The sequence below is a fragment of the Streptomyces sp. NPDC001194 genome, assembly GCF_042896985.1.
Lineage (GTDB): Bacteria > Actinomycetota > Actinomycetes > Streptomycetales > Streptomycetaceae > Streptomyces.
On sequence record NZ_JBIAXU010000001.1, the window covers coordinates 498,984 to 525,045 of the forward strand.

At 72.3% G+C, this 26,062-nt stretch carries 27 protein-coding genes; 15 read left to right on the forward strand and 12 right to left on the reverse strand.

Annotated elements, in window-relative coordinates; all coding sequences use genetic code 11:
- Positions 1-11: 11 nt before the first annotated feature.
- Together ACFY1T_RS02360 and ACFY1T_RS02365 are read right to left on the reverse strand one after the other, a co-directional pair.
- A complete protein-coding gene (locus ACFY1T_RS02360; RefSeq protein WP_390786635.1) occupies positions 12-1,196 on the reverse strand; it encodes an adenylate/guanylate cyclase domain-containing protein in 1,185 nt (394 codons plus the stop codon).
- Positions 1,197-1,338: 142 nt separating this feature from the next.
- On the reverse strand, positions 1,339-2,205 hold the full coding sequence (locus tag ACFY1T_RS02365) for a biotin--[acetyl-CoA-carboxylase] ligase (protein ID WP_390786636.1): 867 nt from the start codon (positions 2,203-2,205) through the stop codon (positions 1,339-1,341).
- Between the two features lie 131 nt (positions 2,206-2,336).
- Between ACFY1T_RS02365 and ACFY1T_RS02370 the strand changes: the two genes are divergently transcribed.
- The 4 genes from ACFY1T_RS02370 (at position 2,337) to ACFY1T_RS02385 (ending at position 5,099) form a co-directional block, all read left to right on the forward strand.
- A complete protein-coding gene (locus ACFY1T_RS02370; protein ID WP_030865408.1) occupies positions 2,337-3,932 on the forward strand; it encodes an acyl-CoA carboxylase subunit beta in 1,596 nt (531 codons plus the stop codon).
- 30 nt (positions 3,933-3,962) lie between these two features.
- Positions 3,963-4,169, forward strand: coding sequence for an acyl-CoA carboxylase epsilon subunit (locus ACFY1T_RS02375; RefSeq protein ID WP_199813694.1), 207 nt, complete (start codon positions 3,963-3,965; stop codon positions 4,167-4,169).
- A 95-nt stretch (positions 4,170-4,264) separates the two neighbouring features.
- Entirely contained in the window at positions 4,265-4,396 is a 132-nt protein-coding gene (gene mmpB, locus ACFY1T_RS02380; protein WP_099889787.1) for a morphogenic membrane protein MmpB, read from the forward strand.
- Positions 4,397-4,481: 85 nt separating this feature from the next.
- Complete coding sequence (locus ACFY1T_RS02385; RefSeq protein ID WP_030865404.1) at positions 4,482-5,099, forward strand: nucleoside triphosphate pyrophosphatase; 618 nt, start codon at positions 4,482-4,484, stop codon at positions 5,097-5,099.
- On the opposite strand, the gene ACFY1T_RS02390 is transcribed toward ACFY1T_RS02385, so the two are convergent.
- Positions 5,080-5,589, reverse strand: a complete 510-nt coding sequence (locus tag ACFY1T_RS02390; protein WP_390786637.1) for a hypothetical protein — start codon at positions 5,587-5,589, stop codon at positions 5,080-5,082. The genes ACFY1T_RS02385 and ACFY1T_RS02390 overlap by 20 nt on opposite strands.
- A 430-nt stretch (positions 5,590-6,019) precedes the next feature.
- On the opposite strand from ACFY1T_RS02390, the gene ACFY1T_RS02395 reads away from it, so the two are divergent.
- Positions 6,020-7,783, forward strand: coding sequence for a biotin carboxylase N-terminal domain-containing protein (locus tag ACFY1T_RS02395; protein WP_030865401.1), 1,764 nt, complete (start codon positions 6,020-6,022; stop codon positions 7,781-7,783).
- A gap of 110 nt (positions 7,784-7,893) precedes the next feature.
- Here ACFY1T_RS02395 and ACFY1T_RS02400 read toward each other — a convergent pair whose 3' ends face one another.
- Together ACFY1T_RS02400 and ACFY1T_RS02405 are read right to left on the reverse strand one after the other, a co-directional pair.
- Positions 7,894-8,850, reverse strand: coding sequence for a DeoR/GlpR family DNA-binding transcription regulator (locus ACFY1T_RS02400; RefSeq protein WP_390786638.1), 957 nt, complete (start codon positions 8,848-8,850; stop codon positions 7,894-7,896).
- 174 nt (positions 8,851-9,024) lie between these two features.
- Positions 9,025-10,464 carry an NAD(P)H-quinone dehydrogenase gene (locus ACFY1T_RS02405; RefSeq protein WP_030865397.1) on the reverse strand — a complete coding sequence of 480 codons (1,440 nt, stop codon included), beginning with the start codon at positions 10,462-10,464 and terminating at the stop codon, positions 9,025-9,027.
- 183 nt (positions 10,465-10,647) lie between these two features.
- Between ACFY1T_RS02405 and ACFY1T_RS02410 the strand changes: the two genes are divergently transcribed.
- The 3 genes from ACFY1T_RS02410 (at position 10,648) to ACFY1T_RS02420 (ending at position 13,770) form a co-directional block, all read left to right on the forward strand.
- The gene (locus ACFY1T_RS02410) at positions 10,648-11,085 is read left to right on the forward strand and encodes a gamma-glutamylcyclotransferase (RefSeq protein WP_030865395.1); all 438 of its coding nucleotides are present in this window, start codon (positions 10,648-10,650) and stop codon (positions 11,083-11,085) included.
- Positions 11,086-11,248: 163 nt separating this feature from the next.
- Positions 11,249-12,055 (forward strand): purine-nucleoside phosphorylase, encoded by an 807-nt coding sequence (locus ACFY1T_RS02415; protein WP_030865390.1) that lies wholly within the window; start codon positions 11,249-11,251, stop codon positions 12,053-12,055.
- Between the two features lie 62 nt (positions 12,056-12,117).
- Entirely contained in the window at positions 12,118-13,770 is a 1,653-nt protein-coding gene (locus ACFY1T_RS02420) for a phospho-sugar mutase (protein ID WP_390786639.1), read from the forward strand.
- 141 nt (positions 13,771-13,911) lie between these two features.
- On the opposite strand, the gene ACFY1T_RS02425 is transcribed toward ACFY1T_RS02420, so the two are convergent.
- From ACFY1T_RS02425 to afsQ1, 3 genes are read right to left on the reverse strand one after another with little or no spacing between them, the layout of a single operon-like run.
- The gene (locus tag ACFY1T_RS02425; protein WP_351770212.1) at positions 13,912-14,523 is read right to left on the reverse strand and encodes a hypothetical protein; all 612 of its coding nucleotides are present in this window, start codon (positions 14,521-14,523) and stop codon (positions 13,912-13,914) included.
- Complete coding sequence (locus ACFY1T_RS02430) at positions 14,507-15,937, reverse strand: HAMP domain-containing sensor histidine kinase (RefSeq protein WP_234435545.1); 1,431 nt, start codon at positions 15,935-15,937, stop codon at positions 14,507-14,509. The genes ACFY1T_RS02425 and ACFY1T_RS02430 overlap by 17 nt, the downstream gene beginning before the upstream one ends.
- Positions 15,938-15,990: 53 nt before the next feature.
- A complete protein-coding gene (gene afsQ1, locus ACFY1T_RS02435; protein WP_199813692.1) occupies positions 15,991-16,668 on the reverse strand; it encodes a two-component system response regulator AfsQ1 in 678 nt (225 codons plus the stop codon).
- Positions 16,669-16,870: 202 nt separating this feature from the next.
- Between afsQ1 and ACFY1T_RS02440 the strand changes: the two genes are divergently transcribed.
- A complete protein-coding gene (locus tag ACFY1T_RS02440) occupies positions 16,871-17,581 on the forward strand; it encodes a SigE family RNA polymerase sigma factor (protein ID WP_030865377.1) in 711 nt (236 codons plus the stop codon).
- A gap of 142 nt (positions 17,582-17,723) precedes the next feature.
- On the opposite strand, the gene ACFY1T_RS02445 is transcribed toward ACFY1T_RS02440, so the two are convergent.
- Positions 17,724-18,431, reverse strand: coding sequence for a uridine kinase (locus ACFY1T_RS02445; RefSeq protein WP_390786950.1), 708 nt, complete (start codon positions 18,429-18,431; stop codon positions 17,724-17,726).
- A 54-nt stretch (positions 18,432-18,485) separates the two neighbouring features.
- Here ACFY1T_RS02445 and ACFY1T_RS02450 point away from each other — a divergent pair, with 54 nt between their 5' ends.
- Complete coding sequence (locus ACFY1T_RS02450) at positions 18,486-18,839, forward strand: hypothetical protein (protein WP_390786640.1); 354 nt, start codon at positions 18,486-18,488, stop codon at positions 18,837-18,839.
- A gap of 74 nt (positions 18,840-18,913) precedes the next feature.
- Here the strand turns inward: ACFY1T_RS02450 and ACFY1T_RS02455 are convergent, their stop codons facing one another.
- Genes ACFY1T_RS02455 through deoC form a run of 3 tightly spaced genes read right to left on the reverse strand, consistent with a single transcriptional unit; the run spans position 18,914 to position 22,213 of the window.
- Complete coding sequence (locus ACFY1T_RS02455) at positions 18,914-19,816, reverse strand: aldehyde dehydrogenase family protein (protein ID WP_390786641.1); 903 nt, start codon at positions 19,814-19,816, stop codon at positions 18,914-18,916.
- A complete protein-coding gene (locus ACFY1T_RS02460; protein WP_390786642.1) occupies positions 19,809-21,245 on the reverse strand; it encodes an aldehyde dehydrogenase family protein in 1,437 nt (478 codons plus the stop codon). The genes ACFY1T_RS02455 and ACFY1T_RS02460 overlap by 8 nt, the downstream gene beginning before the upstream one ends.
- A gap of 5 nt (positions 21,246-21,250) precedes the next feature.
- Positions 21,251-22,213, reverse strand: coding sequence for a deoxyribose-phosphate aldolase (deoC, locus tag ACFY1T_RS02465; RefSeq protein WP_229345139.1), 963 nt, complete (start codon positions 22,211-22,213; stop codon positions 21,251-21,253).
- Positions 22,214-22,511: 298 nt separating this feature from the next.
- On the opposite strand from deoC, the gene ACFY1T_RS02470 reads away from it, so the two are divergent.
- From ACFY1T_RS02470 to ACFY1T_RS02490, 5 genes are all read left to right on the forward strand, one after another.
- Positions 22,512-23,495 carry a hypothetical protein gene (locus ACFY1T_RS02470; protein WP_390786643.1) on the forward strand — a complete coding sequence of 328 codons (984 nt, stop codon included), beginning with the start codon at positions 22,512-22,514 and terminating at the stop codon, positions 23,493-23,495.
- Positions 23,496-23,711: 216 nt separating this feature from the next.
- Positions 23,712-24,344: a class F sortase gene (locus tag ACFY1T_RS02475; protein WP_390786644.1), complete on the forward strand. Its 633-nt coding sequence runs from the start codon at positions 23,712-23,714 to the stop codon at positions 24,342-24,344.
- 25 nt (positions 24,345-24,369) lie between these two features.
- Positions 24,370-25,017 carry a PH domain-containing protein gene (locus ACFY1T_RS02480; protein ID WP_390786645.1) on the forward strand — a complete coding sequence of 216 codons (648 nt, stop codon included), beginning with the start codon at positions 24,370-24,372 and terminating at the stop codon, positions 25,015-25,017.
- A gap of 144 nt (positions 25,018-25,161) precedes the next feature.
- Positions 25,162-25,743, forward strand: coding sequence for a VanZ family protein (locus tag ACFY1T_RS02485; protein WP_390786646.1), 582 nt, complete (start codon positions 25,162-25,164; stop codon positions 25,741-25,743).
- 44 nt (positions 25,744-25,787) lie between these two features.
- Entirely contained in the window at positions 25,788-25,988 is a 201-nt protein-coding gene (locus tag ACFY1T_RS02490; RefSeq protein ID WP_030865353.1) for a PspC domain-containing protein, read from the forward strand.
- The last annotated feature ends 74 nt before the right edge of the window (positions 25,989-26,062 follow it).

The following is a 26,062-nucleotide window of genomic DNA, read 5'->3' on the forward strand; positions in this document are numbered from 1 at the left end:
GTTAACGAACGTTACCCGGGGATCTTAGGCTTCCGCCGCGTCAGCGACCAGGGCTCCACGACCCCCAGACCGCGCACCGGCCGCTGCCACATCGGCTGGAGCGCGAAGCGGTACGCACCGCCGCCCTCCTCGGCCTCGGCGTCCTTCTCGGAGACGGGCGCGGCGCCCGTCCGGCCCAGCTCCTCCGCCATCGCACCGTCGACCAGCACCGCGTCCTTCGGCGCTATCGACGTCAGCCGCGAGGCCAGGTTCACGGTGGTCCCGAAGACGTCGCCCATCCGGGTCGTCACCGTCCCGAACGCCATGCCGACGCGCAGCTCCGGCATCTGGGCGTCCGCTTCCATCGTCTCGATCAGCCGCAGCGCGATCTCCGCCGCCGTGGCCGCGTCGTCGGCGCAGTACAGGACCTCGTCGCCCAGGGTCTTGATCAGCCGACCGCCGTGCGCGGCCACCAGGTCCGCCGAGGTCGTCTCGAAGGACTCGACGAGCTCGCCGAGCTCCTCCTCCTCCAGCCGCCGCGTCAGGCGCGTGAAGCCGACCAGGTCCGCGAAGCCCACCGCGAGCCGCCGGTCGACCATCTCCTCGTCGTCGGCCACCTGCACCACGCGCCCGGTGGCCGCCGCCAGCTGGCGGCGCCACACGTAGACGAGGAACTCCTCCAGCTCCGGCAGCAGCAGCTCGACCAGCGGGTACGTGACCTCCGTACGGGTCATGCCCGGTTCCGGCGGCTCCGTCAGGCCCTCCAGGAAGGAATCGATCTGCCATTCGGCCAGCCGGGCGGTGGTCTGCCCCGTGGACCGCGCCACCTGCACGGCCATCGGCTCGCTGAGCAGCCCCGCCTCGACCAGGCCGGCGAGCCGCCGCAGCGCCAGTACGTCGGCCTCCGTCAGCGCCTTGGCCTGGCCGATGTCCGCGAAGCCCATGGCCCGCCAGAAGCGGGAGGCGAGCTCCATCGAGACCCCGGCGCTGCGGGCCGCCTGGAACGGCGTGTACCGGCGCTCCGCGCCCAGGATCAGCTGCTCCAGCCGGATGGCGAGCGGGTCCGCCGTCGGCTGCGCCGTGTGGTCGACCTCGTGGAGGGGAGTGTGCTGGTCGCGTCCGATCGGGGTGCCCGGACCGGTGGAGGCCGGGCCGGCCGGCCCGGAGCCGCCCGTCCGGGAGGCGGACGCGCCGGACGTAGGGTCGTCGACGGTCAAGGGCCGCCTCCTGTCCATTCCGTGCGCACTGCCCTGCCGAACCGGGTGATCACCGGGAGGACCGGGATCGCCTAAACCATACGGCAGGTGTGCCGTAGCTCACTCCCCACTCCCCGCAGCCCCGGCCGCCGCCGCGGGCCGGCTACCGCACCGACCGCAGGTGGACCACGTCCCCGGCCCCCACGGCCTCGTGCCGGTCCTCGGCGTCGCGGATCACGAGCCGCCCGTCCGCGTCGACCGCTTCCGCCGTCCCGGTGAGCGTGCGGCCGCCGGGCAGGTCCGCCCGTACGTGCCGGCCGAGGGTGACGCAGTCCGCCGCGTACGCCTCCTGGAGCCCGCTGGCGGCCGGATCCCCGCCCGCCGCGCGCCAGTCCCCGTACCACTGCTCCAGGGCGCGCAGTACGGCCTTCAGCAGGGGTTCCCGGTCCGTCACGGCGGCCTTGGCCAGGATCAGCGACCCTGCTTCCGGCACCGGAAGCTCGTCCTCGGTGAGGGTGACGTTGAGCCCGATCCCGATCACCACGCCGTCGCCGACCCGCTCGGCGAGGATGCCGCCGGTCTTGCGCTCCTCGCCGTTCACGGTGACGAGCAGGTCGTTGGGCCATTTGAGGGCCGTGTCCACGCCGGCGGCCCGGGACAGCCCACTGGCGGTGGCCACCCCGGCCAGCAGGGTCAGCCACCCCCACCGCTCCTGCGGTACGGACTCGCCCGGCTTGAGCAGGACGGAGAAGAACAGCCCTGACCGGGACGGTGCGACCCAGCTCCGGTCGAGCCGCCCGCGCCCGGCGGTCTGCTCCTCGGCGACGAGTACGGCCCCCTCGGGCAGCCGCCCGGCCCGGGCGGCGAGATCGGTGTTGGTGGACCCGGTGGCGGCGACCACCTCGACCGAGCTCCACAGCCCCCCGTCGGCGACGAGGGCCCGCTCCAGCGCGGCGGCGCTCAAAGGCGGCCGCTCGAGGCTCGACCAGCGGCCGGTGGGAGCCGCACCTGATGCATCTGATGGCGTCATGCAACCCACAGTAGGTGTGTCAAACGCCGCACTGCCGAGCGCCATGCCCGCCGATACGCTACGCACCAGTAGCCAGCAGTAGTCAATCAATTGACCTGGCAGTTGACACCACACAGGGAGCCGCGACCCCGATGTCACAACCCTCAGAGCCGATCGACATGCACACGACCGCGGGCAAGATCGCGGACTTGCAGCGCCGCATCGACGAAGCCACTCACGCCGGGTCCGCGCGCGCGGTGGAGAAGCAGCACGCCAAGGGGAAGCTGACGGCGCGTGAGCGGGTCGCCCTGCTGCTGGACGAGGGCTCCTTCGTCGAGCTCGACGAGTTCGCCCGGCACCGCTCCACCAACTTCGGGCTGGAGAAGACCCGCCCCTACGGCGACGGCGTCGTCACCGGCTACGGCACGGTGGACGGCCGTCCGGTGGCCGTGTTCTCGCAGGACTTCACGGTCTTCGGCGGGGCCCTCGGCGAGGTCTACGGCCAGAAGATCATGAAGGTCATGGACTTCGCCCTGAAGACCGGCTGCCCGCTCGTCGGCATCAACGACTCCGGCGGCGCCCGCATCCAGGAGGGCGTGAGCGCGCTCGGCATGTACGGCGAGATCTTCCGCCGCAACGTCCACGCCTCCGGCGTCATCCCGCAGATCAGCCTGATCGTGGGACCCTGCGCCGGCGGCGCCGTGTACTCCCCCGCCATCACCGACTTCACCGTGATGGTCGACCAGACCTCGCACATGTTCATCACCGGACCGGACGTCATCAAGACGGTCACCGGCGAGGACGTGGGCTTCGAGGAGCTCGGCGGCGCGCGCACCCACAACTCCACCTCCGGCGTGGCCCACCACATGGCCGGGGACGAGAAGGACGCCATCGAGTACGTCAAGAACCTGCTGGCGTACCTGCCGTCGAACAACCTCTCCGAGCCGCCCGCCTTCCCCGAGGAGGCGGACACCGAGGTCACCGACACCGACCGCGAGCTCGACGTGCTGATCCCGGACAGCGCGAACCAGCCGTACGACATGCACACCGTGATCGAGCACGTGCTCGACGACGCGGAGTTCCTGGAGACGCAGGCGCTCTTCGCGCCGAACATCCTCACCGGCTTCGGCCGGGTCGAGGGGCACCCGGTGGGCATCGTCGCCAACCAGCCGATGCAGTTCGCCGGCTGCCTGGACATCAACGCCTCCGAGAAGGCCGCCCGCTTCGTGCGGACCTGCGACGCCTTCAACATCCCGGTGCTGACCTTCGTGGACGTCCCGGGCTTCCTGCCGGGCACCGACCAGGAGTACAACGGAATCATCCGGCGCGGCGCGAAGCTGATCTACGCGTACGCCGAGGCCACCGTCCCCCTGATCACCGTCATCACCCGCAAGGCGTTCGGCGGCGCGTACGACGTCATGGGCTCCAAGCACCTCGGCGCGGACCTGAACCTGGCCTGGCCGACCGCGCAGATCGCCGTCATGGGCGCGCAGGGCGCGGTCAACATCCTGCACCGGCGCGCCATCGCCGAGGCGGAGGAGGCCGGCAACGCCGAGGAGACGCGGGCGCGGCTCATCGCCGAGTACGAGGACGCGCTGCTGAACCCGTACACGGCCGCCGAGCGGGGCTACATCGACGCGGTGGCCATGCCGTCGGAGACCCGGGCCCACGTGGTCAAGGGGCTGCGGCAGCTGCGCACCAAGCGGGAGTCCCTGCCCCCGAAGAAGCACGGCAACATCCCCCTCTAGGACACTGGAACGCTGGGAGGCAGTCTCGTGGTGATCAAGGTCGTCAAGGGGAACCCCACGCCCGAGGAGCTGGCCGCCGCACTGGCGGTGGTCCAAGCGCGCGCGGCGGCGCTGGCGTCGGCGCCGTCGGGCGCGGCGCGGGCGGCGGACGAGTGGTCGGCGCCGGCCCGGGTGGCGCGGCGGACGCTGCCGCAGCCGGGGCCGCGCGCGTGGGCCCGTACGTACTGGCCCGGATAGGCGTCGGTCCGGTCGTGAAGATGACGTGAACGGACCGTGGCGCCTGAGTACCCGTACTCAGGCGCCACACCCGTGCGGGGGGCCAGGATCGGGGCATGCTCTGGTCAGACCCGAAGAACGAGCCGCCCAAGGACATGCGCGACGCGCAGGCGATGGTGCGGCGGATGACCGTGGTGGTCGTCCTCGCGATGCTGGTGGTCGTGTACGTGCTGGGCGTGGGCTTCTAGGGGGTACCGGCCCGGCCCCGGGGCGTCCCTTCCGGGCGGGCCCGGGGACCTCCGGGGTGGAGGGGCCGCGCCTACGATGGCGGGCATGACTGCTGCTGCCCAGGCCCCGGCCCACGCCCTCGTCCTCGCCTCCGCCTCGCCCGCGCGGCTCAACCTGCTGCGGCAGGCCGGGCTGGCCCCGCACGTGATCGTCAGCCACTTCGACGAGGACGCGCTCAGCGCGGACTCCCCGGCCGAGCTGGCCCTGGCGCTGGCCGAGGCCAAGGCGGGCGTCGTGGCGGCCCTGGACGAGGCCGCGGGCGCCCTGGTGATCGGTTGCGACTCGGTGCTCGAGCTGGACGGCGAGGCGCTCGGCAAGCCGGCGGACGCCGAAGAGGCCACCGCCCGCTGGAAGTCGATGCGCGGGCGGGCCGGCGTGCTGCGCACCGGGCACTGCGTGATCGACACGGCGACCGGGCGTCAGGTGTCGGCCACGGCCTCCACGACGGTCCGGTTCGGCGAGCCGACGGACGCCGAGGTGGCCGCGTACGTGGCGAGCGGCGAGCCGCTGCACGTGGCCGGGGCGTTCACCCTGGACGGGCTGTCGGCACCGTTCATCGAGGGCATCGACGGGGACCACGGGAACGTCATCGGGCTGTCGATGCCGCTGCTGCGCTCGCTGCTGGCCGAACTGGGCGTGTCGATCACGGATTTGTGGGCTTGAGCTCCCCGTAGGGCGGCGGCGGGGCGTCCCGGACGTCCTGGCCCCCCGGGGTGCCCCCGGGGGAGGCCCCGTCGGCGCCCCTGGGCGCCCCCTGGGCGGCGTAGAGCGTCAGGGTGAGGATCAGCAGGCACAGGATCGCCATCAGGACCGCGAAGGCGCCCCAGCCGACCAGGCCGACGGCGAGGGCGCCGAGCACCCCGTGGGTGACGGCGGCGGTGACGAGGACGACGCGGGCGAAGGTGCCGGGCGCGCGGTCGCGCACGGCCGCGACGGCGAGGAACACGGCGCACAGGAGCAGGAACGCGCCGATGCCCGCACCCATCGCGTACGTTGCCGTGGACATGACATCCGGATCCATGCCCGCGATGGACATCGACTGGTTGTGGGTGGTCCTGCCCAGCACGATGTGGACGAGAACCAGCACCGCCGCCTCGACGGCGAGCACGATCGAGGCCAGTCCGGCCACGAATCTGCGCAGTGCGACGCCCACGGCGACCCACCCCTCCCCACAAGTCCCCGGCCGCACGGCGACCCGGCAACGGCCCCGCGACAGCCCACCACGCCCACAAGCCTGTTCGACGCCCTGGAGGCTACTAACGGGTAAACGTACGGACAAGGGGTCCGGGCAGCTTCGTTACGCGCGGTGCCCGTACCGGCGATCACGCAAAGAATGCGTGGACCGTTCGTAGGGACTCGACAAAGAATCACCGGGGGCCGCTGACCGGGCGAACAGAGACCTCGGACGGGTGACAGGGTTACTGTGCAGTTGGGGATCCCCCTGACCTGGGGCGCCACAAGGGCTTTCCTCACTCGAGGCGGACTCGAATCACACTCCGTGTGGGCAAGGTCACCTCTAGGGAAGGGTCGAAACGCCGTGTGGGCTGTCCCTAAACTCAGCTTGTTTCAAGGAGGGAGCCATCGTGCGCAAGGTGCTCATCGCCAACCGTGGCGAAATCGCTGTCCGCGTTGCTCGGGCCTGCCGGGATGCCGGAATCGCAAGCGTAGCCGTCTACGCCGATCCGGACCGGGACGCTCTGCATGTCCGCGCGGCCGACGAAGCTTTCGCGTTGGGCGGTGACACCCCGGCCGCGAGCTACCTGGACATCTCCAAGGTCCTGCAGGCCGCAGCCGATTCCGGCGCGGACGCCATCCATCCCGGATACGGCTTCCTCTCCGAGAACGCCGAGTTCGCGCAGGCCGTCATCGACGCGGGCCTGACCTGGATCGGCCCGCCCCCGCAGGCCATCCGCGACCTCGGCGACAAGGTGGCCGCCCGCCACATCGCCCAGCGCGCCGGCGCCCCGCTCGTCGCGGGCACCCCGGACCCGGTCTCCGGTGCCGACGAGGTCGTCGCGTTCGCCAAGGAGCACGGCCTGCCGATCGCGATCAAGGCCGCCTTCGGCGGCGGCGGCCGCGGCCTGAAGGTCGCCCGTACGCTCGAAGAGGTCCCCGAGCTCTACGACTCGGCCGTCCGCGAGGCCGTCGCCGCCTTCGGCCGCGGCGAGTGCTTCGTCGAGCGCTACCTCGACAAGCCGCGCCACGTCGAGACCCAGTGCCTGGCCGACTCGCACGGCAACGTGGTCGTGGTCTCCACGCGTGACTGCTCGCTCCAGCGCCGCCACCAGAAGCTGGTCGAGGAAGCCCCCGCGCCGTTCCTGTCGGAGGCTCAGAACGCCGAGCTGTACGCGGCGTCCAAGGCCATCCTGAAGGAGGCCGGCTACGTCGGCGCGGGCACGGTGGAGTTCCTGGTCTCCGCCGACGGCCTGATCTCCTTCCTGGAGGTCAACACCCGCCTCCAGGTCGAGCACCCGGTCACCGAAGAGGTCTCCGGCATCGACCTGGTCCGCGAGATGTTCCGCATCGCCGACGGCGAGGAGCTCGGCTACGGCGACCCGGTCCTGCGCGGCCACTCCATCGAGTTCCGCATCAACGGCGAGGACCCGGGCCGCGGCTTCCTGCCCGCCCCCGGCACCGTCACCAAGTTCGCCGCGCCCACCGGCCCGGGCGTCCGCCTCGACACCGGTGTCGAGTCCGGCTCCGTCATCGGCCCGGCCTGGGACTCCCTGCTGGCCAAGCTGATCGTCACCGGCGCCACCCGCGAGCAGGCCCTCCAGCGTGCGGCGCGCGCCCTGGCCGAGTTCGAGGTCGAGGGCATGGCCACGGCCATCCCGTTCCACCGCGCCGTCGTCGTCGACCCCGCGTTCGCCCCCGCCGACGGCAGCCCGTTCACGGTCTACACCCGGTGGATCGAGACCGAGTTCGTCAACGAGATCCCCGCCTTCGTCGCCCCGGCGGCCGAGGACGCCGAGGACGAGCCGGGCCGCGAGACCGTCGTCGTCGAGGTCGGCGGCAAGCGCCTGGAGGTCTCCCTCCCGTCCTCGCTGGGCATGACGCTGGCCCGCACGGCAGCGGCGGGCGGCGCGAAGCCGAAGCGCCGCGCGGCGAAGAAGTCCGGTCCGGCCGCCTCGGGCGACACGCTCGCGTCCCCGATGCAGGGCACGATCGTCAAGGTCGCGGTCGAGGAGGGCCAGCAGGTCAACGAGGGCGACCTGATCGTCGTACTCGAGGCCATGAAGATGGAGCAGCCGCTGAACGCGCACCGCTCCGGCACCGTCGTCGGCCTCACCGCCGAAGTCGGCGCCAGCCTCACCTCGGGCGCCACCATCTGCGAGATCAAGGACTGACGTCCGCGTCCGAGGACCGAGGTCCCCGGACCGCTGAGGCCCGGAACCCCTGCGGGGTTTCCGGGCCTCACGCGTTCCGCGCCCCGAAGGCGGGGCTTTGCGGACACCCCCTAGCGGCGGCGCATGTCCGCGACGCGGGGCCGGTCCCCCGCGGACTGCTGCTCCAGCATCGACGCGGGGGCGCTGCGCAGCTGCGCGGACGGCCCTCCCCGCCGCTGCACCGGCAGCGGGGACTCCCGGCGCGGGCGGCGGCCCGCCATGCCCTCACCGCTCCCGCCGGAGGCCACGGCCCCGGCGATCGTGATCTGGACGCCCTGGTCGGCCAGGGCCTGGAGCTCCGTGGCCGCACGGTCGTCGTGCGGCGGCGGCTCGTCCGTGACCAGACGGGTCATCACATCGGTCGGCACCGTCTGGAACATGGTGTCGGTGCCCAGCTTGGTGTGGTCCGCGAGGACCACCACCTCCGCCGCGGCCTGGACCAGGGCCCGGTCCACGCTCGCCGACAGCATGTTGGACGTGGACAGGCCGCGTTCCGCGGTCAGGCCGCTCCCGGACAGGAAGGCCCGGGAGACCCGCAGCCCCTGGAGGGACTGCTCCGCCCCGCTGCCGACCAGCGCGTAGTTGGAGCCGCGGAGGGTGCCGCCCGTCATGACCACCTCCACCCGGTTGGCGTGGGCCAGCGCCTGGGCGACCAGCAGCGAGTTGGTCACGACGGTGAGGCCGGGCACCCGGGCGAGCCGGCGGGCCAGCTCCTGGGTCGTGGTGCCCGCGCCGACGACGACGGCCTCGCCCTCTTCGACGAGGGAGGCCGCGACATCGGCGATGGCGGTCTTCTCCGCCGTCGCGAGATGGGACTTTTGCGGGAAGCCGGATTCGCGGGTGAACCCGCCCGGCAGCACCGCACCGCCGTGCCGGCGGTCGAGGAGTCCTTCGGCCTCCAGCGCCCGCACGTCCCGCCGTACGGTCACTTCGGAGGTCTGGACGACGCGGGCGAGCTCCCGGAGCGATACCGCTCCGTTGGCCCGCACCATTTCGAGAATCAATTGGCGACGTTCTGCAGCGAACACGAAACTGACAGTAACCCCAACGACCGTCTTGTTTCAGCTCCTTGCGCCGGAATACCGAAGTTGTCCATAAAACAGGGCGACTAGTGGTATACGCGGCGGGTCGGTTGAGTGAACGTCACTCCACCTTCCGGGAGCCCGCCCCAAGTCGCCTCTGACGTGGGGCGGTTGCCTGCCTCAGGCCTCGCCGGCGGCCTTGCGCGTGTGCAGCTGGCGCGCCACCTCGGCGATCGAACCCGACAGCGAGGGGTACACCGTGAACGCGTTTGCGATCTGCTCGACGGTCAGGTTGTTGTCGACCGCGATCGAGATGGGGTGGATCAGCTCGCTCGCCCGCGGGGAGACCACCACGCCGCCGACCACGATTCCGGTGCCCGGACGGCAGAACAGCTTCACGAACCCGTCCCGGATGCCCTGCATCTTGGCGCGCGCGTTGCGCAGCAGGGGCAACTTCACGACACGGGCGTCGATCTTGCCGGAGTCCACATCGGCCTGGGTGTAACCGACAGTGGCGATCTCCGGGTCGGTGAACACGTTGGACGAGACCGTCTTGAGGTTCAGCGGGGCCACCGCGTCGCCGAGGAAGTGGTACATCGCGATGCGGCCCTGCATGGCGGCGACGGAGGCCAGCGCGAAGATCCCGGTCACGTCGCCGGCCGCGTACACGCCGGGCGCGGAGGTACGGGAGACCTTGTCCGTCCAGATGTGTCCGGACTCCTTGAGCCGGACCCCGGACTCCTCCAGGTTCATGTCCTTGGTGTTCGGGATCGCGCCGACCGCCATCAGGCAGTGCGTGCCGGTGATGACGCGGCCGTCCGACAGCGTGACCTCGACGCGGTCGCCGACCCGCTTGGCGGACTCGGCGCGCGAGCGGCCGACGACGTTCATGCCGCGGCGCCGGAAGACGTCCTCCAGCACGGCCGCCGCGTCCGGGTCCTCGCCGGGCAGCACGCGGTCGCGCGAGGAGATCAGCGTCACCCGGGAGCCGAGGGCCTGGTACGCGCCGGCGAACTCGGCGCCGGTGACGCCGGAGCCGACCACGATGAGCTCCTCGGGGAGCTCGTCGAGGTCGTAGACCTGGGTCCAGTTCAGGATCCGCTCGCCGTCGGGCATGGCGTCCGGGATCTCGCGGGGGTGGCCGCCGGTCGCGATCAGCACGGCGTCGGCCGTAAGGATCGTCTCGGTGCCGTCGGCGGCCGTGACGATGACGTCGCGCGTGCCGTCGATCCCCTGCGGGCCGCCGAGCTTGCCGCGGCCCCGTACGACGCGGGCGCCGGCCCGGGTGACGGAGGCGGTGATGTCGTGCGACTGGGCGAGCGCGAGGCGCTTGACGCGCCGGTTCACCTTGCCGAGGTCGACGCCGACGACGCGCGCGGCCTGCTCGAGGGGCGGGGTGTCGTCGGCGACGACGATGCCGAGCTCCTCGTACGACGAGTCGAAGGTCGTCATGACCTCGGCGGTCGCGATGAGGGTCTTGGAGGGCACGCAGTCGGTGAGGACGGACGCGCCACCGAGGCCGTCGCAGTCGACGACGGTCACCTCCGCGCCGAGCTGGGCCCCCACGAGGGCCGCCTCATACCCGCCGGGTCCGCCGCCGATGATCACGATCCGGGTCACGAAAACTCCGCCTCACGTCTACCCGGCCGGCTGCCGCCCCGGCCGGGGCTTCCGGGTCTCCCCGGGGGATGCATTCCGTGCCCCATTGTCCCGCACGCTTCAAGGTGCTTCTCCCCCGGTCCGGCCATCCGTGAGGACGGCCGGGCACGCGGCCCGCCCCGCCCCTCCCGTACCCTCGACCTCATGTCGCTCTACGCCGCGTACGCCGGCAACCTCGACCCGCGGCTGATGACGCGCCGCGCTCCCCATTCGCCGCTGCGCGGCACGGGCTGGATCAACGACTGGCGGCTGACCTTCGGCGGTGAGCAGATGGGGTGGGAGGGCGCCCTGGCCACGATCGTCGAGGCCCCGCGCCACCAGGTGTTCGTCGCCCTGTACGACATCGCGCCGCTGGACGAGGACTCCATGGACCGGTGGGAGGGCGTCGGGCTCGACATCTACCGCCGGATGCGGATCCGCGTCCACACGCTGGACGGCGAGGAGCCGGCGTGGTGCTACGTGCTGAACGGGTACGAGGGCGGCCTGCCCTCGGCGCGCTACCTGGGCGAGATCGCCGACGCGGCCGAATCGGCGGGGGCCCCGCACGACTACGTGATGGAACTGCGCAAGCGCCCCTGCTAGCGGGCGGCCCCGCCGGGGGCGAACCACCGGGGCGAGCCGCCGGGGGCGAACCGCCGGGCGTGAACCGCGGGGGGCATTTCGGCGGAAACGACAAGGCAACGATCCGAACACCGTGAGCTGCGCCATCTACGCGCGTAGGCAATGCTCGGCTACGCTCGTCAGCGTGAACGCATCTGTTACCGACCCCTTCGCCGACGCCACCGCCGCAGCCGCCCGCCTGCGTGAGCTGACCGGCGCCGAATCCCACGATGTCGCCCTCGTCATGGGCTCCGGCTGGGCCCCCGCCGCAGAGGCGCTGGGCGCCCCCGAGGCCGAGTTCCCCGTCACCGAGCTGCCGGGCTTCCCGCCCGCCGCCGTCGAGGGCCACGGCGGCAAGATCCGCTCGTACAAGATCGGCGACAAGCGCGCCCTGGTCTTCCTCGGCCGGACCCACTACTACGAGGGCCGCGGCGTCGCCGCCGTCGCCCACGGCGTGCGCACCGCCGTCGCCGCCGGCTGCAAGACCGTCGTGCTGACCAACGGCTGCGGCGGCCTGCGCGAGGGCATGAAGCCCGGCCAGCCCGTCCTGATCAGCGACCACCTCAACCTGACGGCCACCTCGCCGATCGTCGGCGCGAACTTCGTGGACCTGACCGACCTGTACTCGCCGCGCCTGCGCGCGATGTGCAAGGAGATCGACGAGACCCTCGAAGAGGGCGTCTACGTCCAGTTCCCCGGCCCGCACTACGAGACCCCGGCCGAGATCAACATGATCCGCGTCATGGGCGCCGACCTGGTCGGCATGTCCACCGTGCTGGAGGCCATCGCCGCCCGTGAGGCCGGCGCCGAGGTGCTCGGCATCTCGCTGGTCACCAACCTGGCGGCGGGCATCTCCGGCGAGCCGCTCAACCACGAAGAGGTGCTCCAGGCCGGCCGCGACTCGGCCTCGCGCATGGGCAAGCTGCTGACCCAGGTCCTCGCCCGCATCTGAGGCACGGGCACCGGAACCGGCACCGTACGAGAAGAAGCCGTACGAGAGACAAGGCGGAAGCAGTGGCAGTACAGGAACAGGACGAGCTGATCGCCCGGGCGCAGGCCTGGCTGGCGGAGGACCCGGACCCGGAGACGGCGGCGGAGCTCGCCAAGATCATCGAGGCCGGGGACGTCACCGGGCTCGCGGACCGGTTCGCCGGCACCCTGCAGTTCGGCACGGCCGGCCTGCGGGGCGAGATCGGCGCGGGCCCGATGCGGATGAACCGCTCCGTGGTCATCCGGGCCGCGGCGGGCCTCGCGGCCTACCTCAAGGCCCAGGGCCACGCCGGGGGCCTGGTCGTCGTCGGCTACGACGCGCGGTACAAGTCCGCGGACTTCGCCCGCGACACCGCCGCCGTGATGACCGGCGCGGGCCTGCGCGCGGCCGTCCTGCCCCGCCCGCTGCCGACGCCCGTCCTCGCGTACGCCATACGGCACCTGGGTGCCGTCGCCGGCGTCGAGGTGACCGCGAGCCACAACCCTCCCCGGGACAACGGCTACAAGGTCTACCTCGGCGACGGCTCGCAGATCGTGTCCCCCGCGGACGTCGAGATCGCGGCCGAGATCGGCCGCGTGGACACCCTCGCCTCGGTCCCCCGTCCGGAGTCCGGCTGGGAGGAGCTCGGCGACGAGGTCCTGGAGGCCTACCTGGCCCGTACGGACGCCGTCCTGACCCCCGGCTCCCCCCGGGGCGTGCGGACCGTCTACACGGCCATGCACGGCGTCGGCAAGGACGTCGTCCTGGCGGCCTTCGCCCGGGCCGGCTTCCCCGAGCCGGTGCTGGTCGCCGAGCAGGCGGAGCCGGACCCGGCCTTCCCGACGGTGGCCTTCCCGAACCCGGAGGAGCCGGGGGCGATGGACCTGGCCTTCGCGACGGCCGCCCGGGTGAACCCGGACATCGTCATCGCGAACGACCCGGACGCCGACCGCTGTGCGGTGGCCGTCCCCACCGCGGACGGCTGGCGGATGCTCCGCGGCGACGAGGTCGGCGCGCTGCTCGCGGCCCACCTGGTCCACAAGGGCGCCCAAGGCGTCTTCGCGGAGTCCATCGTCTCCTCGTCCCTCCTGGGGCGGATCGCGCAGGCGGCGGGCGTCGGCTACGAGGAGACCCTGACGGGCTTCAAGTGGATCGCCCGCGTCGAGGGCCTGCGGTACGGCTACGAGGAGGCGCTCGGCTACTGCGTGGACCCCGAGGGCGTCCGCGACAAGGACGGCATCACGGCCGCCCTGCTGGTGGCGGAGCTGGCCTCGGAGCTCAAGGAGCAGGGCCGTACGCTGACCGACCTGCTGGACGACCTGGCGATCGAGCACGGCCTGCACCACACCGACCAGCTCTCGGTCCGCGTGGAGGACCTGTCGATCATCGCCGACGCGATGGCCGCGCTGCGGGCGGAGCCGCCGGTGTCGCTGGCGGGCCTGCGGGTCTCCTCCGCGGAGGACCTGACCCTGGGCACGGCGTCGCTGCCGCCGACGGACGGCCTGCGCTACCACCTGGAGGGCGACTACAAGGCCCGGGTGATCGTGCGCCCGTCCGGCACGGAGCCGAAGCTGAAGTGCTACCTGGAGGTCGTGGTGCCGGTGGCGGACGCCCCGGACCTCGCGCCGGCCCGCAGCCGCGGCCAGGAGATCCTGGACGCGATCAAGAAGGACCTCTCGGCGGCCGCAGGCATCTGATCCGTCAGGCGCCGCTCGCGCCCCTGCACCGGATTCCGTCCATCGGGTGCAGTCCCCGGGGCTCCGGCCCCCGCCCGGCCCCCCGAGCCCGTCTCGGGGGGCCGCCGGCTTTTCCGGGGACCGAGCCCTGCGGGCGAGGCCTCAGGAAGGGGTCGGGGTGGGGCGGACCAGTTCGCCCAGGGTCGGGACGGACTCGGGGCGGGAGCGGACGGCCTCCGTGCACTCCCAGGCCCGCGGCGGGTCCGCGTCCGGGCCGCCCAGGACCACCGGGCCCGGGCCCGCCGAGACGGCCTCGCTGCCCGCCAGCGTGCACACCACCTGCGACAGCGCCACCGGCGGCAGGTCCTCCGGCTTGCGGCTGATGCGTATCGTCCCGGCCGGGTCGCCCGTGCGCGCCGGCGCGACCGTCAGCCCGCCCGGGACCCCGGTCGTGAACCCCGCGTCCCGCTCCTCCGCCGACGGGTCCCGCTCCAGCGCCTCCAGCAGCGCCTCGGCGACCAGCACCACGGGGTCCCGTACCGGCTTCTTCTCCGGTACGGGCACCACCCGCTCCACGCCCACCAGCTGCGATCCGCAGACCAGCTCCACCGTGGCCCGGAAACCCTGCACCCCGGTCTGCGGCTGCGGGGTGTCGCACGACACCCGCGAGGGCGCCGCGCCGACGTCCACCGGCACCGTCGTCGCCCTGATCCCGCACCCGGACACGAGTCCCGCCACGGCCAACAGCACTGCCGCCCTACGCGTCCGCGTCACCGGCGATCACCTTCCCCACGTCCACCGGCAGCCGCAGCGTGAACAGCGCACCGCCCTGCGGCCCGTTGGCCGCGGTGATGTCACCGCCGTGGATGTGCGCGTTCTCCACTGCGATCGACAGGCCCAGCCCGCTGCCGTCCGACTTCGGCCGCGAGGCGCTCGCCTTGTAGAACCGGTCGAAGACGTGCGGCAGCACCTCCTCGGGGATGCCCGGCCCGTTGTCCTGGACGGCGATCGCCAGCCACTCGCCCTCGACGACCACCGACACCCGCACCGGCGAGCCGCCGTGCTTGAGCGCGTTGCCGATCAGGTTGGCGAGGATGACGTCGAGCCGGCGCGGGTCGAGCCGCGCCACGATGCCCCGCTCCGCGTCCAGTTCGACCGCGTCGAGCCAGGCCCGCGCGTCGATGCAGGCCGTGACCTGGTCGGCGACGTCCACGTCGTCCAGGACCAGCTTGGCCGTCCCCGCGTCGAAGCGGGTGACCTCCATCAGGTTCTCCACCAGGATGTTCAGCCGCCGGGTCTCGCTGACCACCAGCGCCACCGCCGGTGCGATCATCGGATCGAGGTCTTCGACCTCCTCCTCCAGCACCTCGGCGACCGCCGTCAGCGCCGTCAGCGGGGTGCGCAGTTCGTGCGACATGTCCGCGACGAAGCGCCGGCTGGCCTCCTCCCGCGCGCTCATGTCGGCGACCTTCTTCTCCAGCGCCTCGGCCGTCTTGTTGAACGTGTGCGAGAGATCGGCGAGTTCGTCCGTCCCCGACACGTCGAGCCGGTGGTCCAGCTCGCCCTCGCCGAGCCGCCGCGCCGCGTCCCCCAGCCGCTGTACGGGCTTGAGCACGGTCCGGGCGGCCGCCTGGGCCAGCAGCGCGGACCCGAGCAGCGCGAGGCCCGTCGCGATGGTCAGCGACCAGCCGAGCGCGTTCAGGTCGTCCCGCTCCTGCGCCAGGGACTTGTACATGTAGCCGGTCGGCCCGCCGCCCACGATCCGCGTACCGCCGACCAGGTACGGATTGCCGCGCGGCTTCGTCCGCTGCCAGTACACGTGGTACTCGGCGTCGTTGGCGGCCGTGGCCTTCTGCCGGTCGTTCACCGCGCGCTGCAGCGAGCCCGGTACGTCGTCCAGCCCGAACGAGTCGGGGCCGGCCGCGCCGAACACCTTGCGGCCGTCCTTGCGCTCGTCGACCAGGAGCACGCTGTAGCCGGGGCTGCTGCCCGCCATCAGCTCGGCGGTGCGCTGCATCTCCTCGGGCGTCGGGTCGGCGGGCAGCGCCGCGGCCCGGTTCTGCATCTCCTGGCGGAAGTCGCCGAGGGCCGCGTCCTGGGTACGGGTGAGCACGGCCTCGCGGTTGAGCCAGTACGCGATCCCGGACGCGGAGACCGCGGCCACCAGCGCGACCAGGGAGAAGACCATCAGGAGCCGCAGCCGCAGGCTGGTCCACCGCCGGCCCGCGAACAGGGCTTTGATCACTGCGGCGAGTCCAGCCGGTAGCCGACACCACGGACGGTACGGATGAGGGTGGGCGAGGACGGCACTTCCTCGACCTTGGCGCGCAGCCGCTGCACACAGGCGTCCACGAGCCGGGAGTCGCCGAGGTAGTCGTGCTCCCAGACGAGGCGCAGCAGCTGCTGGCGGGAGAGCGCCTGGCCGGGCCGGCGGCTGAGCTCCAGGAGCAGCCGCAGCTCGGTGGGCGTGAGCTGGAGGTCCTCGCCGTTCTTGGTGACCGTCATCGCGGCCCGGTCGATGACCAGGGAGCCGAACATCGCGGAGTCGCTGGCCTCCCGTTCCCCGCGGCGCAGGACGGCCCGGATCCGGGCGTCGAGCACCCGGCCCTGGACGGGCTTGACGACGTAGTCGTCGGCCCCCGACTCCAGGCCCACGACGACATCGATGTCGTCGCTTCGGGCGGTCAGCAGGATGATCGGCAGCTGGTCGGTGCGGCGGATCCGCCGGCACACCTCGAAGCCGTCGATCCCGGGCAGCATGACGTCGAGCACGATCAGGTCCGGCCGCTGCTCGCGCAGCAGCTTCAGGCCGTCCTCGCCCGTCGCCGCAGTGGCCACACGGTGGCCCTGGCGAGACAGGGAGAGTTCGAGGGCCGTGCGGATGGCGTCGTCGTCCTCGATCAGCAACAGGAAAGGCACGGGCTCATTCTGTCCCATCGACCGTTCGGAGTTCGACCGTCGGGGGCGGGGGATCCTGCGGGGGCTCGCACGGGGGGACCCGCCGGAGTCGCTGTGACAGGCCTGTGACAGTCGGCGGACACCCCGGTTAAGTCGGCCGGGCAGTCTTTTACCAACGAAACCGAGCAGGATCCGAAGCAGACTCCACGACGGGGGGCGCGAGATGAACACGCTGCACAGCACCACCACCAGCGCGATTGTCACGCGGCTGCACGATGTGAACCGCCGGGCAGGTGTCCGTACGGTGACGGTCGCCCGTCCGCGGCCGGCGCACACGGTGGCCATCGACGCGAACACGTACCAGTCGGCATCCGCCGTCCCGGTGCAGCGCACGCCCGAACTCTCCGCCACCTCGGAGGCCGAGTTCACGGCGTACGTCCAGGAGCGGCGGGCCGCCCTCTACGCGACGGCCTTCCACCTGACCGGTGACCGTTACGAGGCCGAGGACCTGCTCCAGAGCGCGCTGTTCTCCACGTACCGCGCCTGGGACCGGATCAGCGACAAGGCCGCGGTCGGCGGGTACCTGCGGCGCACGATGACGAACCTGCACATCAGCGCCTGGCGCCGCCGGAAGCTGAACGAGTACCCGACGGAGGAGCTGCCGGAGACGGCCTCCGACACGGACGCGATGCGGGGCACGGAGCTGCGCGCGGTGCTGTGGCAGGCGCTGGCCCGCATCCCGGAGCCGCAGCGCACGATGCTGGTGCTGCGGTACTACGAGGGCCGTACGGACCCGGAGATCGCGGAGATCCTCGGCATCAGCGTCGGCACGGTGAAGTCGAGCATCTGGCGCTCGCTGCGGCGGCTGCGGGACGACGAGGTGCTGAGCTTCGGCCGCGACGAGGCGGAGTCCTTCGAGGAGCTCGTCGCGTAACGCGGCACACCACAGACCATGGGCCAGGGGGCCCGTCCTACGGGGGTGGGGCGGGGGCCTGCGGGGGGAGAAGGCGGGATCGGGCGGCCGGGGGTCCGCGTGGTCCCGCCTTCTCGCATGTCCGGGGTGCCGGCGGGGCCGGTTACGCCGCCTGGGCCGGGGCAGCCGTGCGGTGGCGGCCCGCCGCGCAGGCCGCCAGCCGGCCCAGCGCCTCGTCGCGGCCGCAGGCGTGCGCGCCCAGGGCGATGTGGCGGGCCACGATGCCCCGTTCCGCCCTCATCAGGCGCAGACCGCGGCGCAGCAGGAAGAGCACCGACTTGCGGCCCTCCTTCAGGTCGCGGGCGAGGCGGCGGCGGAACGTCGTGGAAGGACGTCCCCGCAGACAGATCGCGTCGGCGAGCAGGCCCATCTCCTGGCAGCGCGCCGCCACGTCGGCCGCGAAGATCCCCTCGGCGATGAACAGCGGGGTGCGGGAGATGTCCAGCGTCTCCGTACCCCGGCGGGAGGAGGTGGCGATGTCGTACACCGGGACCTCGGTGCGCCCGGACCGGCACAGGTCGGCCACCGCCGAGACCGCCGCGTCCGCGTCCCATGAGAGCGGGGAGTCCCAGTCGATGTCGGAACTGCCCTCGACCAGCGGGAGGGTCGGGTCGTCGCCCTCCTTGTAGAAGTCGTCCAGGCGCAGCACGGGCAGCCCCGAACGGGCGGCCAGCCGGGACTTGCCGGAGCCCGAGGGTCCGGTCAACAGGACGACACGCGTAGGCAAAGGAGAGGAGGAGCTCACGGGACACCAGTGTGAACCATTCCCCCGCGCAGGGGATGCCTCCGGTGCCCGGTTGGTATCGAGGATCACACCTCAACTACGCTGCGTGCGCACGCGACTACGACCTCAGGTGGGATCCCCATGGCACGTCACGCAGCCCCCGGCAGCTCCACGCTGCGCCCCGCAGGCCTCACGCTCTCCATGGCGGGCGCGGCCCTGGCCATGGCCGCCGGCGGCGCCCAGGCCGGCGAGCTCTCGGTTCCGGCGGCCCTCGCGGGGGTCACCGACCCCATCGCGAACCTCAAGGTGAACCCGCTGGCCCACACCGGCGTGGACCCGCTCGACAACGGCGTGGCCACCCGGGTCGCCGACTTCCCCGCGGTCGGCACGACCATGGTCACGGGGATCCTGACGCAGGGTCCGTCCGTCGGCGAGCTGCCGGGTGCGGCCGCCTCCTCGCTGCTCGGCCCGCTGACGCCGAAGAAGCAGCCGTAGCCGCGGCGCTGCCGGGGCGCGAAAGGGCCCCGGCAGCGAGGACGCTGCCGGGGCCGGTTCCGGAGGGGGATCTCCTAGTACGAGGATCCGCCCGAGCCCAGCGAACCCGTCGGGTGCCAGACCGTCTTCGTCTCCAGGAACGCCGTCATGCGCGACGTGCCCGGGTCGGCGCTCCAGTCGTCCACAGGCTGTGGGCGCAGGACGCGCTTGAGGTTGTCGGCGGCCGCGACCTCCAGCTCCTTGGCCAGCGCCGCGTCGGCGCCCGCCAGGTCGATCGCGTTGACGTCCTGGTGCGACGCCAGGTGCGGGCCCATCTCGGCGGCCTTGCCGGACAGGATGTTGACGACGCCGCCCGGCAGGTCGGAGGTGGCCAGCACCTCGCCCAGGGAGAGGGCGGGGAGCGGGGACTTCTCCGAGGTGATCACGACCGCCGTGTTGCCCGTCGCGATGACGGGGGCGATCACCGAGATCAGGCCCAGGAACGAGGAGTCCTGCGGGGCGACGACCGTGACGACGCCCGTCGGCTCCGGGGTGGAGAGGTTGAAGAACGGGCCCGCGACCGGGTTGGCCCCGCCCACGATCTGGCCGATCTTGTCGGTCCAGCCCGCGTACCAGACCCAGCGGTCGATGGCCGCGTCGACGACCGCGGCCGCCTTCGACTTCGACAGGCCTTCGGCCTCGCCGACCTCGCGGACGAACTGCTCGCGGCGGCCCTCCAGCATCTCGGCGATGCGGTAGAGGATCTGCCCGCGGTTGTACGCGGTCGCGCCCGCCCAGCCGCCGAAGGCCTTGCGGGCCGCGACGACCGCGTCACGCGCGTCCTTGCGGGAGGACAGGGGGGCGTTGGCCAGCCACTTGCCCTTGGAGTCCGTCACCTCGTACACCCGGCCGCTCTCGGAGCGGGGGAACTTGCCCCCGACGTACAGCTTGTAGGTCTTGAAGACATGCAGGCGGGACGCCGCTGACTGATCAGACATCGAGGTAGCCCTCCAGGCCGTGGCGGCCGCCCTCGCGGCCGAAGCCCGACTCCTTGTAGCCGCCGAAGGGCGAGGTCGGGTCGAACTTGTTGAACGTGTTGGCCCAGACGACGCCGGCGCGGAGCTTGTTCGCGACCGCGAGGATGCGCGAGCCCTTCTCCGTCCAGATGCCGGCGGACAGGCCGTACTGGCTGTTGTTGGCCTTGGCGACGGCCTCGTCGGGCGTGCGGAACGTCAGCACGGACAGCACCGGGCCGAAGATCTCGTCGCGGGCGACGGTGTGCGCCTGGGTGACGTTCGTGAAGAGCGTCGGGGCGAACCAGTAGCCGGAGGACGGCAGCTCGCACGCCGGGGACCAGCGCTCGGCGCCCTCGGCCTCGCCGGTCTCCGCGAGCGCGGTGATCCGGGCCAGCTGCTCGGCGGAGTTGATCGCGCCGATGTCGGTGTTCTTGTCGAGCGGGTCGCCCAGGCGCAGGGTGCTCAGGCGGCGCTTGAGGGAGTCCAGCAGCTCGTCGTGGATCGACTCCTGGACCAGCAGGCGCGAGCCGGCGCAGCAGACCTGGCCCTGGTTGAAGAAGATCCCGTTGACGATGCCCTCGACGGCCTGGTCGATGGGGGCGTCGTCGAAGACGATGTTGGCGCCCTTGCCGCCCAGCTCCAGGGTGACCTTCTTGTCCGTACCGGCGATCTGGCGGGCGATGGCCTTGCCGACCGCGGTCGAGCCGGTGAAGGCGACCTTGTTGACGTCCGGGTGCTCGACGAGGGCCGCGCCCGCGTCCCCGTAACCCGTGAGGATGTTGACGACACCCTTGGGCAGGCCCGCCTGGCGGCAGATGTCCGCGAAGAACAGGGCCGTGAGCGGGGTCGTCTCGGCGGGCTTGAGGACGACGGTGTTGCCGGTGGCGAGCGCCGGGGCGATCTTCCACGCCAGCATCAGCAGCGGGAAGTTCCACGGGATGACCTGGCCGGCCACGCCGAGCGGGCGCGGGTTGGCGCCGTAGCCGGCGTGGTCGAGCTTGTCGGCCCAGCCCGCGTAGTAGAAGAAGTGCGCGGCGACGAGCGGGAGGTCCGCGTCGCGAGTCTCCTTGATCGGCTTGCCGTTGTCCAGGGTCTCCAGGACGGCCAGCTCGCGGCTGCGCTCCTGGATGATCCGGGCGATGCGGAAGAGGTACTTGGCGCGCTCGGAGCCGGGCAGCGCGGACCAGGTCGCGAAGGCCTTGCGGGCGGCCTTGACGGCGCGGTCCACATCGGCGGCGCCGGCCTGGGCGACCTCGGAGAGGACCTCCTCGGACGACGGGGAGACGGTCTTGAAGACCTTGCCGTCGGCGGCGTCGGTGAACTCGCCGTCGATGAAGAGCCCGTACGAGGGGGCGATGTCGACGACGGAACGCGACTCGGGGGCCGGTGCGTACTCGAAAAGGGATGCCATGGTGATCAGTCCACCGTCACGTAGTCGGGACCGGAGTAACGGCCGGTGCTCAGCTTCTGGCGCTGCATCAACAGGTCGTTGAGCAGGCTGGAGGCGCCGAAGCGGAACCAGTGGTTGGACAGCCAGTCCTCGCCCACGGTCTCGTTGACCAGGACCAGGAACTTGATGGCGTCCTTGGTGGTCCGGATGCCGCCGGCCGGCTTCACGCCGATCTGGATTCCAGTCTGCTCCTTGAAGTCGCGGACGGCTTCGAGCATCAGCAGCGTGTTGGCGGGGGTGGCGTTGACGCCGACCTTGCCGGTGGAGGTCTTGATGAAGTCGGCGCCCGCGAGCATGCCGATCCAGGAGGCCCGGCGGATGTTGTCGTAGGTCGACAGCTCGCCGGTCTCGAAGATGACCTTGAGGCGGGCGGCGGTGCCGTCGGGGCGTACGCACGCCTCCTTGACGGCCTTGATCAGCTCGTACGTCTCCAGGTAGCGGCCGGCGAGGAAGGCGCCACGGTCGATGACCATGTCGATCTCGTCGGCGCCCGCGGCGACGGCGTCGTGGGTGTCCGCGAGCTTGACGGGCAGCGCGGCGCGGCCGGCCGGGAAGGCGGTCGCGACGGAGGCCACCTTGACGTCGGCGCCGTTCAGGGCGGCCTTGGCGGTGGCCACCATGTCGGGGTAGACGCAGACCGCGGCGGTCATGGGAGTCGTGCGGTCGGTCGGGTCGGGGTTGACGGCCTTGGCGGAGAGCGCTCGGACCTTGCCCGGGGTGTCCGCACCCTCAAGCGTGGTCAGGTCGATCATCGAAATGGCCAGGTCAATGGCGTACGCCTTGGCCGTGGTCTTGATCGAACGGGTACCGAGCGCGGCCGCGCGGGCCTCCAGGCCGACGGCGTCTACGCCGGGCAGCCCGTGCAGGAAGCGGCGCAGCGCGCTGTCGGACGTCGTCACGTCAGCGAATGCGGTGAGGGTGGTGGGCATGGTCACCAGATGAGCATATCTACGCGCGTAGCTGCCTGTCACCCCCCGCCGGCGCACATATGTGCGGACTCCGGCACATCCGGGCGCGGCCGGGATCACCGATCGGCCCCATCTCCGGACCGCTGACCTCCGCTTTTCCTGTTACGTGGCGAAGACAGGAACCTCATGGTCCAGTCGAACAGGAAACGTAAATTTCTCTTCAGCAGCCCGCCAGACCTCACCGGATGAACGCCCCGAAAGAGAAAACGCGGCATGCGACTCTCCCACCTGCCCGCGACACATGCTTCAAGGAGTCGTTATGCGTTCCGCCCTCCGCACCTCGATCGTCACCGCCGCCCTCGCCGGGGCCCTCCTCGCGCCGGCCGCGACCGCCATCGCCGCGACCGCACCGCAGCCGGCGGCGTCACCCCAGGCCGTCGCGTCCTCCGAGGACAACGGGCGCTACGAGGGCCGGGCGGTCTACGTGGGCAACGGGATGGTCGCGGTGCTGCGCAACGAGGCCGAGGGCCCGGAGGCCTGGATCCGCTACGTCGGCGACCAGTGGAAGCCGGGCGACAACTACATGCTGCACGTGGTGGGCCTGCTGACCCGCGGGCAGACCACCGCCGAGGCGTACGGGGCCTCCTTCGAGCTCACCAAGGCGGAGACGGCCGCCCCGGTGCTCGTGGTCACCACGAAGGGCGTGGCCAAGTCCTACCCGCTGCCCGAGGGCAAGGCCGGCCAGGTCTGCTCGGCCGAGAAGTCGCAGAACATCGGCGCCGGCATGAGCGCCAAGCTGTTCATGTCCCCCGACGGCCCGCGGGCCGAGCTGTGGGGCGCCGGCGAGGACACCGCCTGGCGGATCCTGGACCGGAGCCACCCGTCGCTGCCCGAGTCGGCCGGCATCATCGCCCGCATCGTGAACCCGAGCGGCGCCGCGCCCGGCTTCGAGTGGAAGACCCAGGGCGGCGGCACCCCGCTCGGCCGGACCTCCTTCCCGGCGCTGCCCAAGGGCTGCAAGCCGAACTACGAGGTCGTCGAGGACAAGGGAACCGACAAGCCCGCGCCGAAGCCGACGCCGACGGTGACGGCCGCCGCCAAGCCCGTCGTCGACGCAAAGCCCCAGGGCGGGGCCCAGACCCTGGTCGTGCCGCAGGGCGGCGTGGCCGCCGGGGCCGAGATCGCCGCCGAGGACACCGACGACACCACCACCCTGGCGGCCGGCGCCGGTCTGGTCGCGATCCTCGCCGGGCTCGGCGCTGCATGGGCCGCCCGCAACCGCCGCGCCCACCACCGCGCCTGACCCACTCCGGTGACGGCCGGGAGGCACGCCCCCTGCGCCTCCCCCGCATCACCGGCTGCGCGGACAGCACGTGCCGTGCGTGCAGCGCAGGCAGCACGTGCAGCACCGCAGGACATCACGCCCCTCCTCGGGCCACGCACCACCGCACCCACCACACCCCTTCCGGCGGGCCGCCTCCACGGTGGCCCGCCGGGCACGTTTCCCCGGAGCATCCCCATGTCCCGCCGCCTGCGCACCCCCCTCGCCGCCGTGCTGCTCGCTCCGCTCGCCCTCGCCGCCCTGACCGGCTGCGCGGGCGCGGCGGGCGCCCCGGCGCTCCCGCCGGCCCCCCGCATCGCCGCGACCGGGGCGCCGGCCCCGCCCGCCCCGACGGCTCCGGCCGCGCCCGCGGCCCCGATGCCCGCCTCCGAGCCCGTACGGGTACGGATCCCCGCGGCCGGGGTGGACACGGGCCCGCTGCTGAAGCTGGGCCTGGCCGCCGACGGCAGCGTCGAGGTGCCCTCCGTCGCGGACGGGGACCGGATCGGCTGGTACTCCAAGGGCGTGACCCCGGGCGAGACGGGCCCGGCCGTCCTCATCGGGCACTTCGACACCGTGCGCGGCCCGGCCGTCCTGCGCGACGTGGCGAAGATCCACCCCGGCGACGAGATCACCGTCTCCCGGGCCGACGGCGGCGCCGCCGTCTTCCGGGTGCGCGCGCTGGAACAGGTCGACAAGAAGCGTTTCCCGACCGACAAGGTGTACGGGAACACCGCGCGCCCGGAGCTGCGGCTGATCACCTGCGGCGGCGAGATCACCGACGGCCACCGGCCGGACAACATCATCGTGTACGCCGATCTCGTCGGCTGAGATGACGTGAGGCAGAATCGGCCTCATGAGCAGCCAGCAGCCCCCTGAAGAGCCGGCGTACGAAGACCGGGTCTACCGCTCCCCCATGGCCGTGGTCACCGGGGTCCTGCTGCTCGCGCTCATCGCGTGGCTGTGCGGGGACGCCATCGTGCGCGGATCGGGGAGCGCCCCGTGGTTCGCCGCGGCGATCGCCCTGCTGGCCGTACCGCTGATCGTGGCGTTCACCATCCGCCCGGCCGTCTTCGCCAATGACGACCGGTTGCGCGTGCGCAACCCCTTCCGGGTCATCGAGCTGCCCTGGGGCGCCGTGGACGCGGTGCGCGCCGGGTACTCGGCGGAGGTGCTGGCCGGGGGGTCGAAGTACCAGCTGTGGTCCGTCCCCGTCTCGCTGCGCGAGCGGAAGAAGGCGAGCCGGCAGCAGACCAAGCAGGAGCTCTCCCGCCGCGGCGGGGCCACCGGCAAGGGCTCGCCCGGCGCGTCCGGTCCGGCCGCCTCCGCCGAACCGCAGCGGGCCCAGGCCGACCAGGTCGTGAACGAGCTGCGGGAGCTGGCCGAGCGCGGCGCCTCGCGGGCCGGTGCCCAGGGCGGCGTGCGCGTGCGGTGGTCGTACGAGGTCCTCGCCCCCGCCGCCCTCGGCGCGGTGTTCCTGATCGTGCTGCTCGTCATCGGCTGACGCCGGCGGCGGGCGGGCGCCGGCGGCCTGCGACCGGCGCCGAGGGGCTCCGCGGGCCCGGACCGGCCCCCGTACGGGGGGATGCGAGCCCGCTCACAGGATCCGACCGGAACCGCGGCCACCGGGGCCTGCGTCCTCGCACATGTGCAGCGCAACGAGGTCGGCCGCAGTGCCGCCACCGCCATTCACCTCCGGCTCCGGCTCCTGGGCGGGGGGCTGCTGATCGCCCACCTCCTGCTCGTCGGCTGGCTCACTCTGCGCCCCCTGGACGTGCCCTGGGCGGCCGCGGCAAATCTGACCCCGCTGGAGGGGATCCGGGCGGACCTCTCGTACGGACCGCTCGAGGCGGCCCGGCGGATCGGGGAGGCGCTGGCGCTGCTGGCCCCGCTCGGGGTGCTGCTGCCGCTCGCCAACGGGAACCTGGCGCCCTCGCCGCTGGCCGCGTGGTCCTCGCTGGGCCGGACCGCCGCCGCGGGCGTGCTGGTCTCGCTCCTCATCGAGATGCTCCAGAGCTCCGTGCCCGGGCAGGTGGTCGACGTGGACTCGGTGCTGCTGAACGGGCTGGGCGTCGTCCTCGCGCACGTGGCCGTCGTACCGGCGCTGCGGGCGCGGCTGCGGCGCTCGCGCCGCTCCGAGCAGTCCTCTCAGGGGTCCACCCCGAGAATTCCCAGGGTCGGGCTCGGACCTTGGACCGACGTTCTGTCGGCGGTGCCGCGGGAGTATTGAGGCATCGCGGGAAACCTCCCGCCGGATGCCACAGAGGAGACCCCATGAGCGCCATTGTCCGCCCCCGTGAAGGCCGCTGGATCGGCGGCGTCTGCGCCGGACTGGCGCGCCGCTTCGGAATATCCGCGAACACGATGCGCGTCATATTCGTCGTCTCGTGCCTGTTGCCGGGACCGCAGTTCCTGATCTATCTGGCGCTGTGGCTGCTCCTGCCCAACGAGAAGTCCGCCTCGAACGCCTGGTGAAGCGGCAGAGGCGGACACCCGGGGTGGTCAGGGTCGGGCCGGGACGGTCGGAGTCGGGCCGGGACGGGACGGGC

Excerpts from the sequence above, each read along its gene's own strand:
- ACFY1T_RS02365 (WP_390786636.1), bottom strand. The coding sequence starts at position 2,205 with ATGACGCCATCAGATGCATCAGGTGCGGCTCCCACCGGCCGCTGGTCG.
- ACFY1T_RS02370 (WP_030865408.1), top strand. The coding sequence starts at position 2,337 with ATGTCACAACCCTCAGAGCCGATCGACATGCACACGACCGCGGGCAAG.
- mmpB (WP_099889787.1), top strand. The coding sequence starts at position 4,265 with ATGCTCTGGTCAGACCCGAAGAACGAGCCGCCCAAGGACATGCGCGAC.
- ACFY1T_RS02385 (WP_030865404.1), top strand. The coding sequence starts at position 4,482 with ATGACTGCTGCTGCCCAGGCCCCGGCCCACGCCCTCGTCCTCGCCTCC.
- ACFY1T_RS02410 (WP_030865395.1), top strand. The coding sequence starts at position 10,648 with ATGTCGCTCTACGCCGCGTACGCCGGCAACCTCGACCCGCGGCTGATG.
- ACFY1T_RS02430 (WP_234435545.1), bottom strand. The coding sequence starts at position 15,937 with ATGGTCTTCTCCCTGGTCGCGCTGGTGGCCGCGGTCTCCGCGTCCGGG.
- ACFY1T_RS02440 (WP_030865377.1), top strand. The coding sequence starts at position 16,871 with ATGAACACGCTGCACAGCACCACCACCAGCGCGATTGTCACGCGGCTG.
- ACFY1T_RS02450 (WP_390786640.1), top strand. The coding sequence starts at position 18,486 with ATGGCACGTCACGCAGCCCCCGGCAGCTCCACGCTGCGCCCCGCAGGC.
- ACFY1T_RS02455 (WP_390786641.1), bottom strand. The coding sequence starts at position 19,816 with ATGTCTGATCAGTCAGCGGCGTCCCGCCTGCATGTCTTCAAGACCTAC.
- ACFY1T_RS02460 (WP_390786642.1), bottom strand. The coding sequence starts at position 21,245 with ATGGCATCCCTTTTCGAGTACGCACCGGCCCCCGAGTCGCGTTCCGTC.
- deoC (WP_229345139.1), bottom strand. The coding sequence starts at position 22,213 with ATGCCCACCACCCTCACCGCATTCGCTGACGTGACGACGTCCGACAGC.
- ACFY1T_RS02470 (WP_390786643.1), top strand. The coding sequence starts at position 22,512 with ATGCGTTCCGCCCTCCGCACCTCGATCGTCACCGCCGCCCTCGCCGGG.
- ACFY1T_RS02475 (WP_390786644.1), top strand. The coding sequence starts at position 23,712 with ATGTCCCGCCGCCTGCGCACCCCCCTCGCCGCCGTGCTGCTCGCTCCG.
- ACFY1T_RS02480 (WP_390786645.1), top strand. The coding sequence starts at position 24,370 with ATGAGCAGCCAGCAGCCCCCTGAAGAGCCGGCGTACGAAGACCGGGTC.
- ACFY1T_RS02490 (WP_030865353.1), top strand. The coding sequence starts at position 25,788 with ATGAGCGCCATTGTCCGCCCCCGTGAAGGCCGCTGGATCGGCGGCGTC.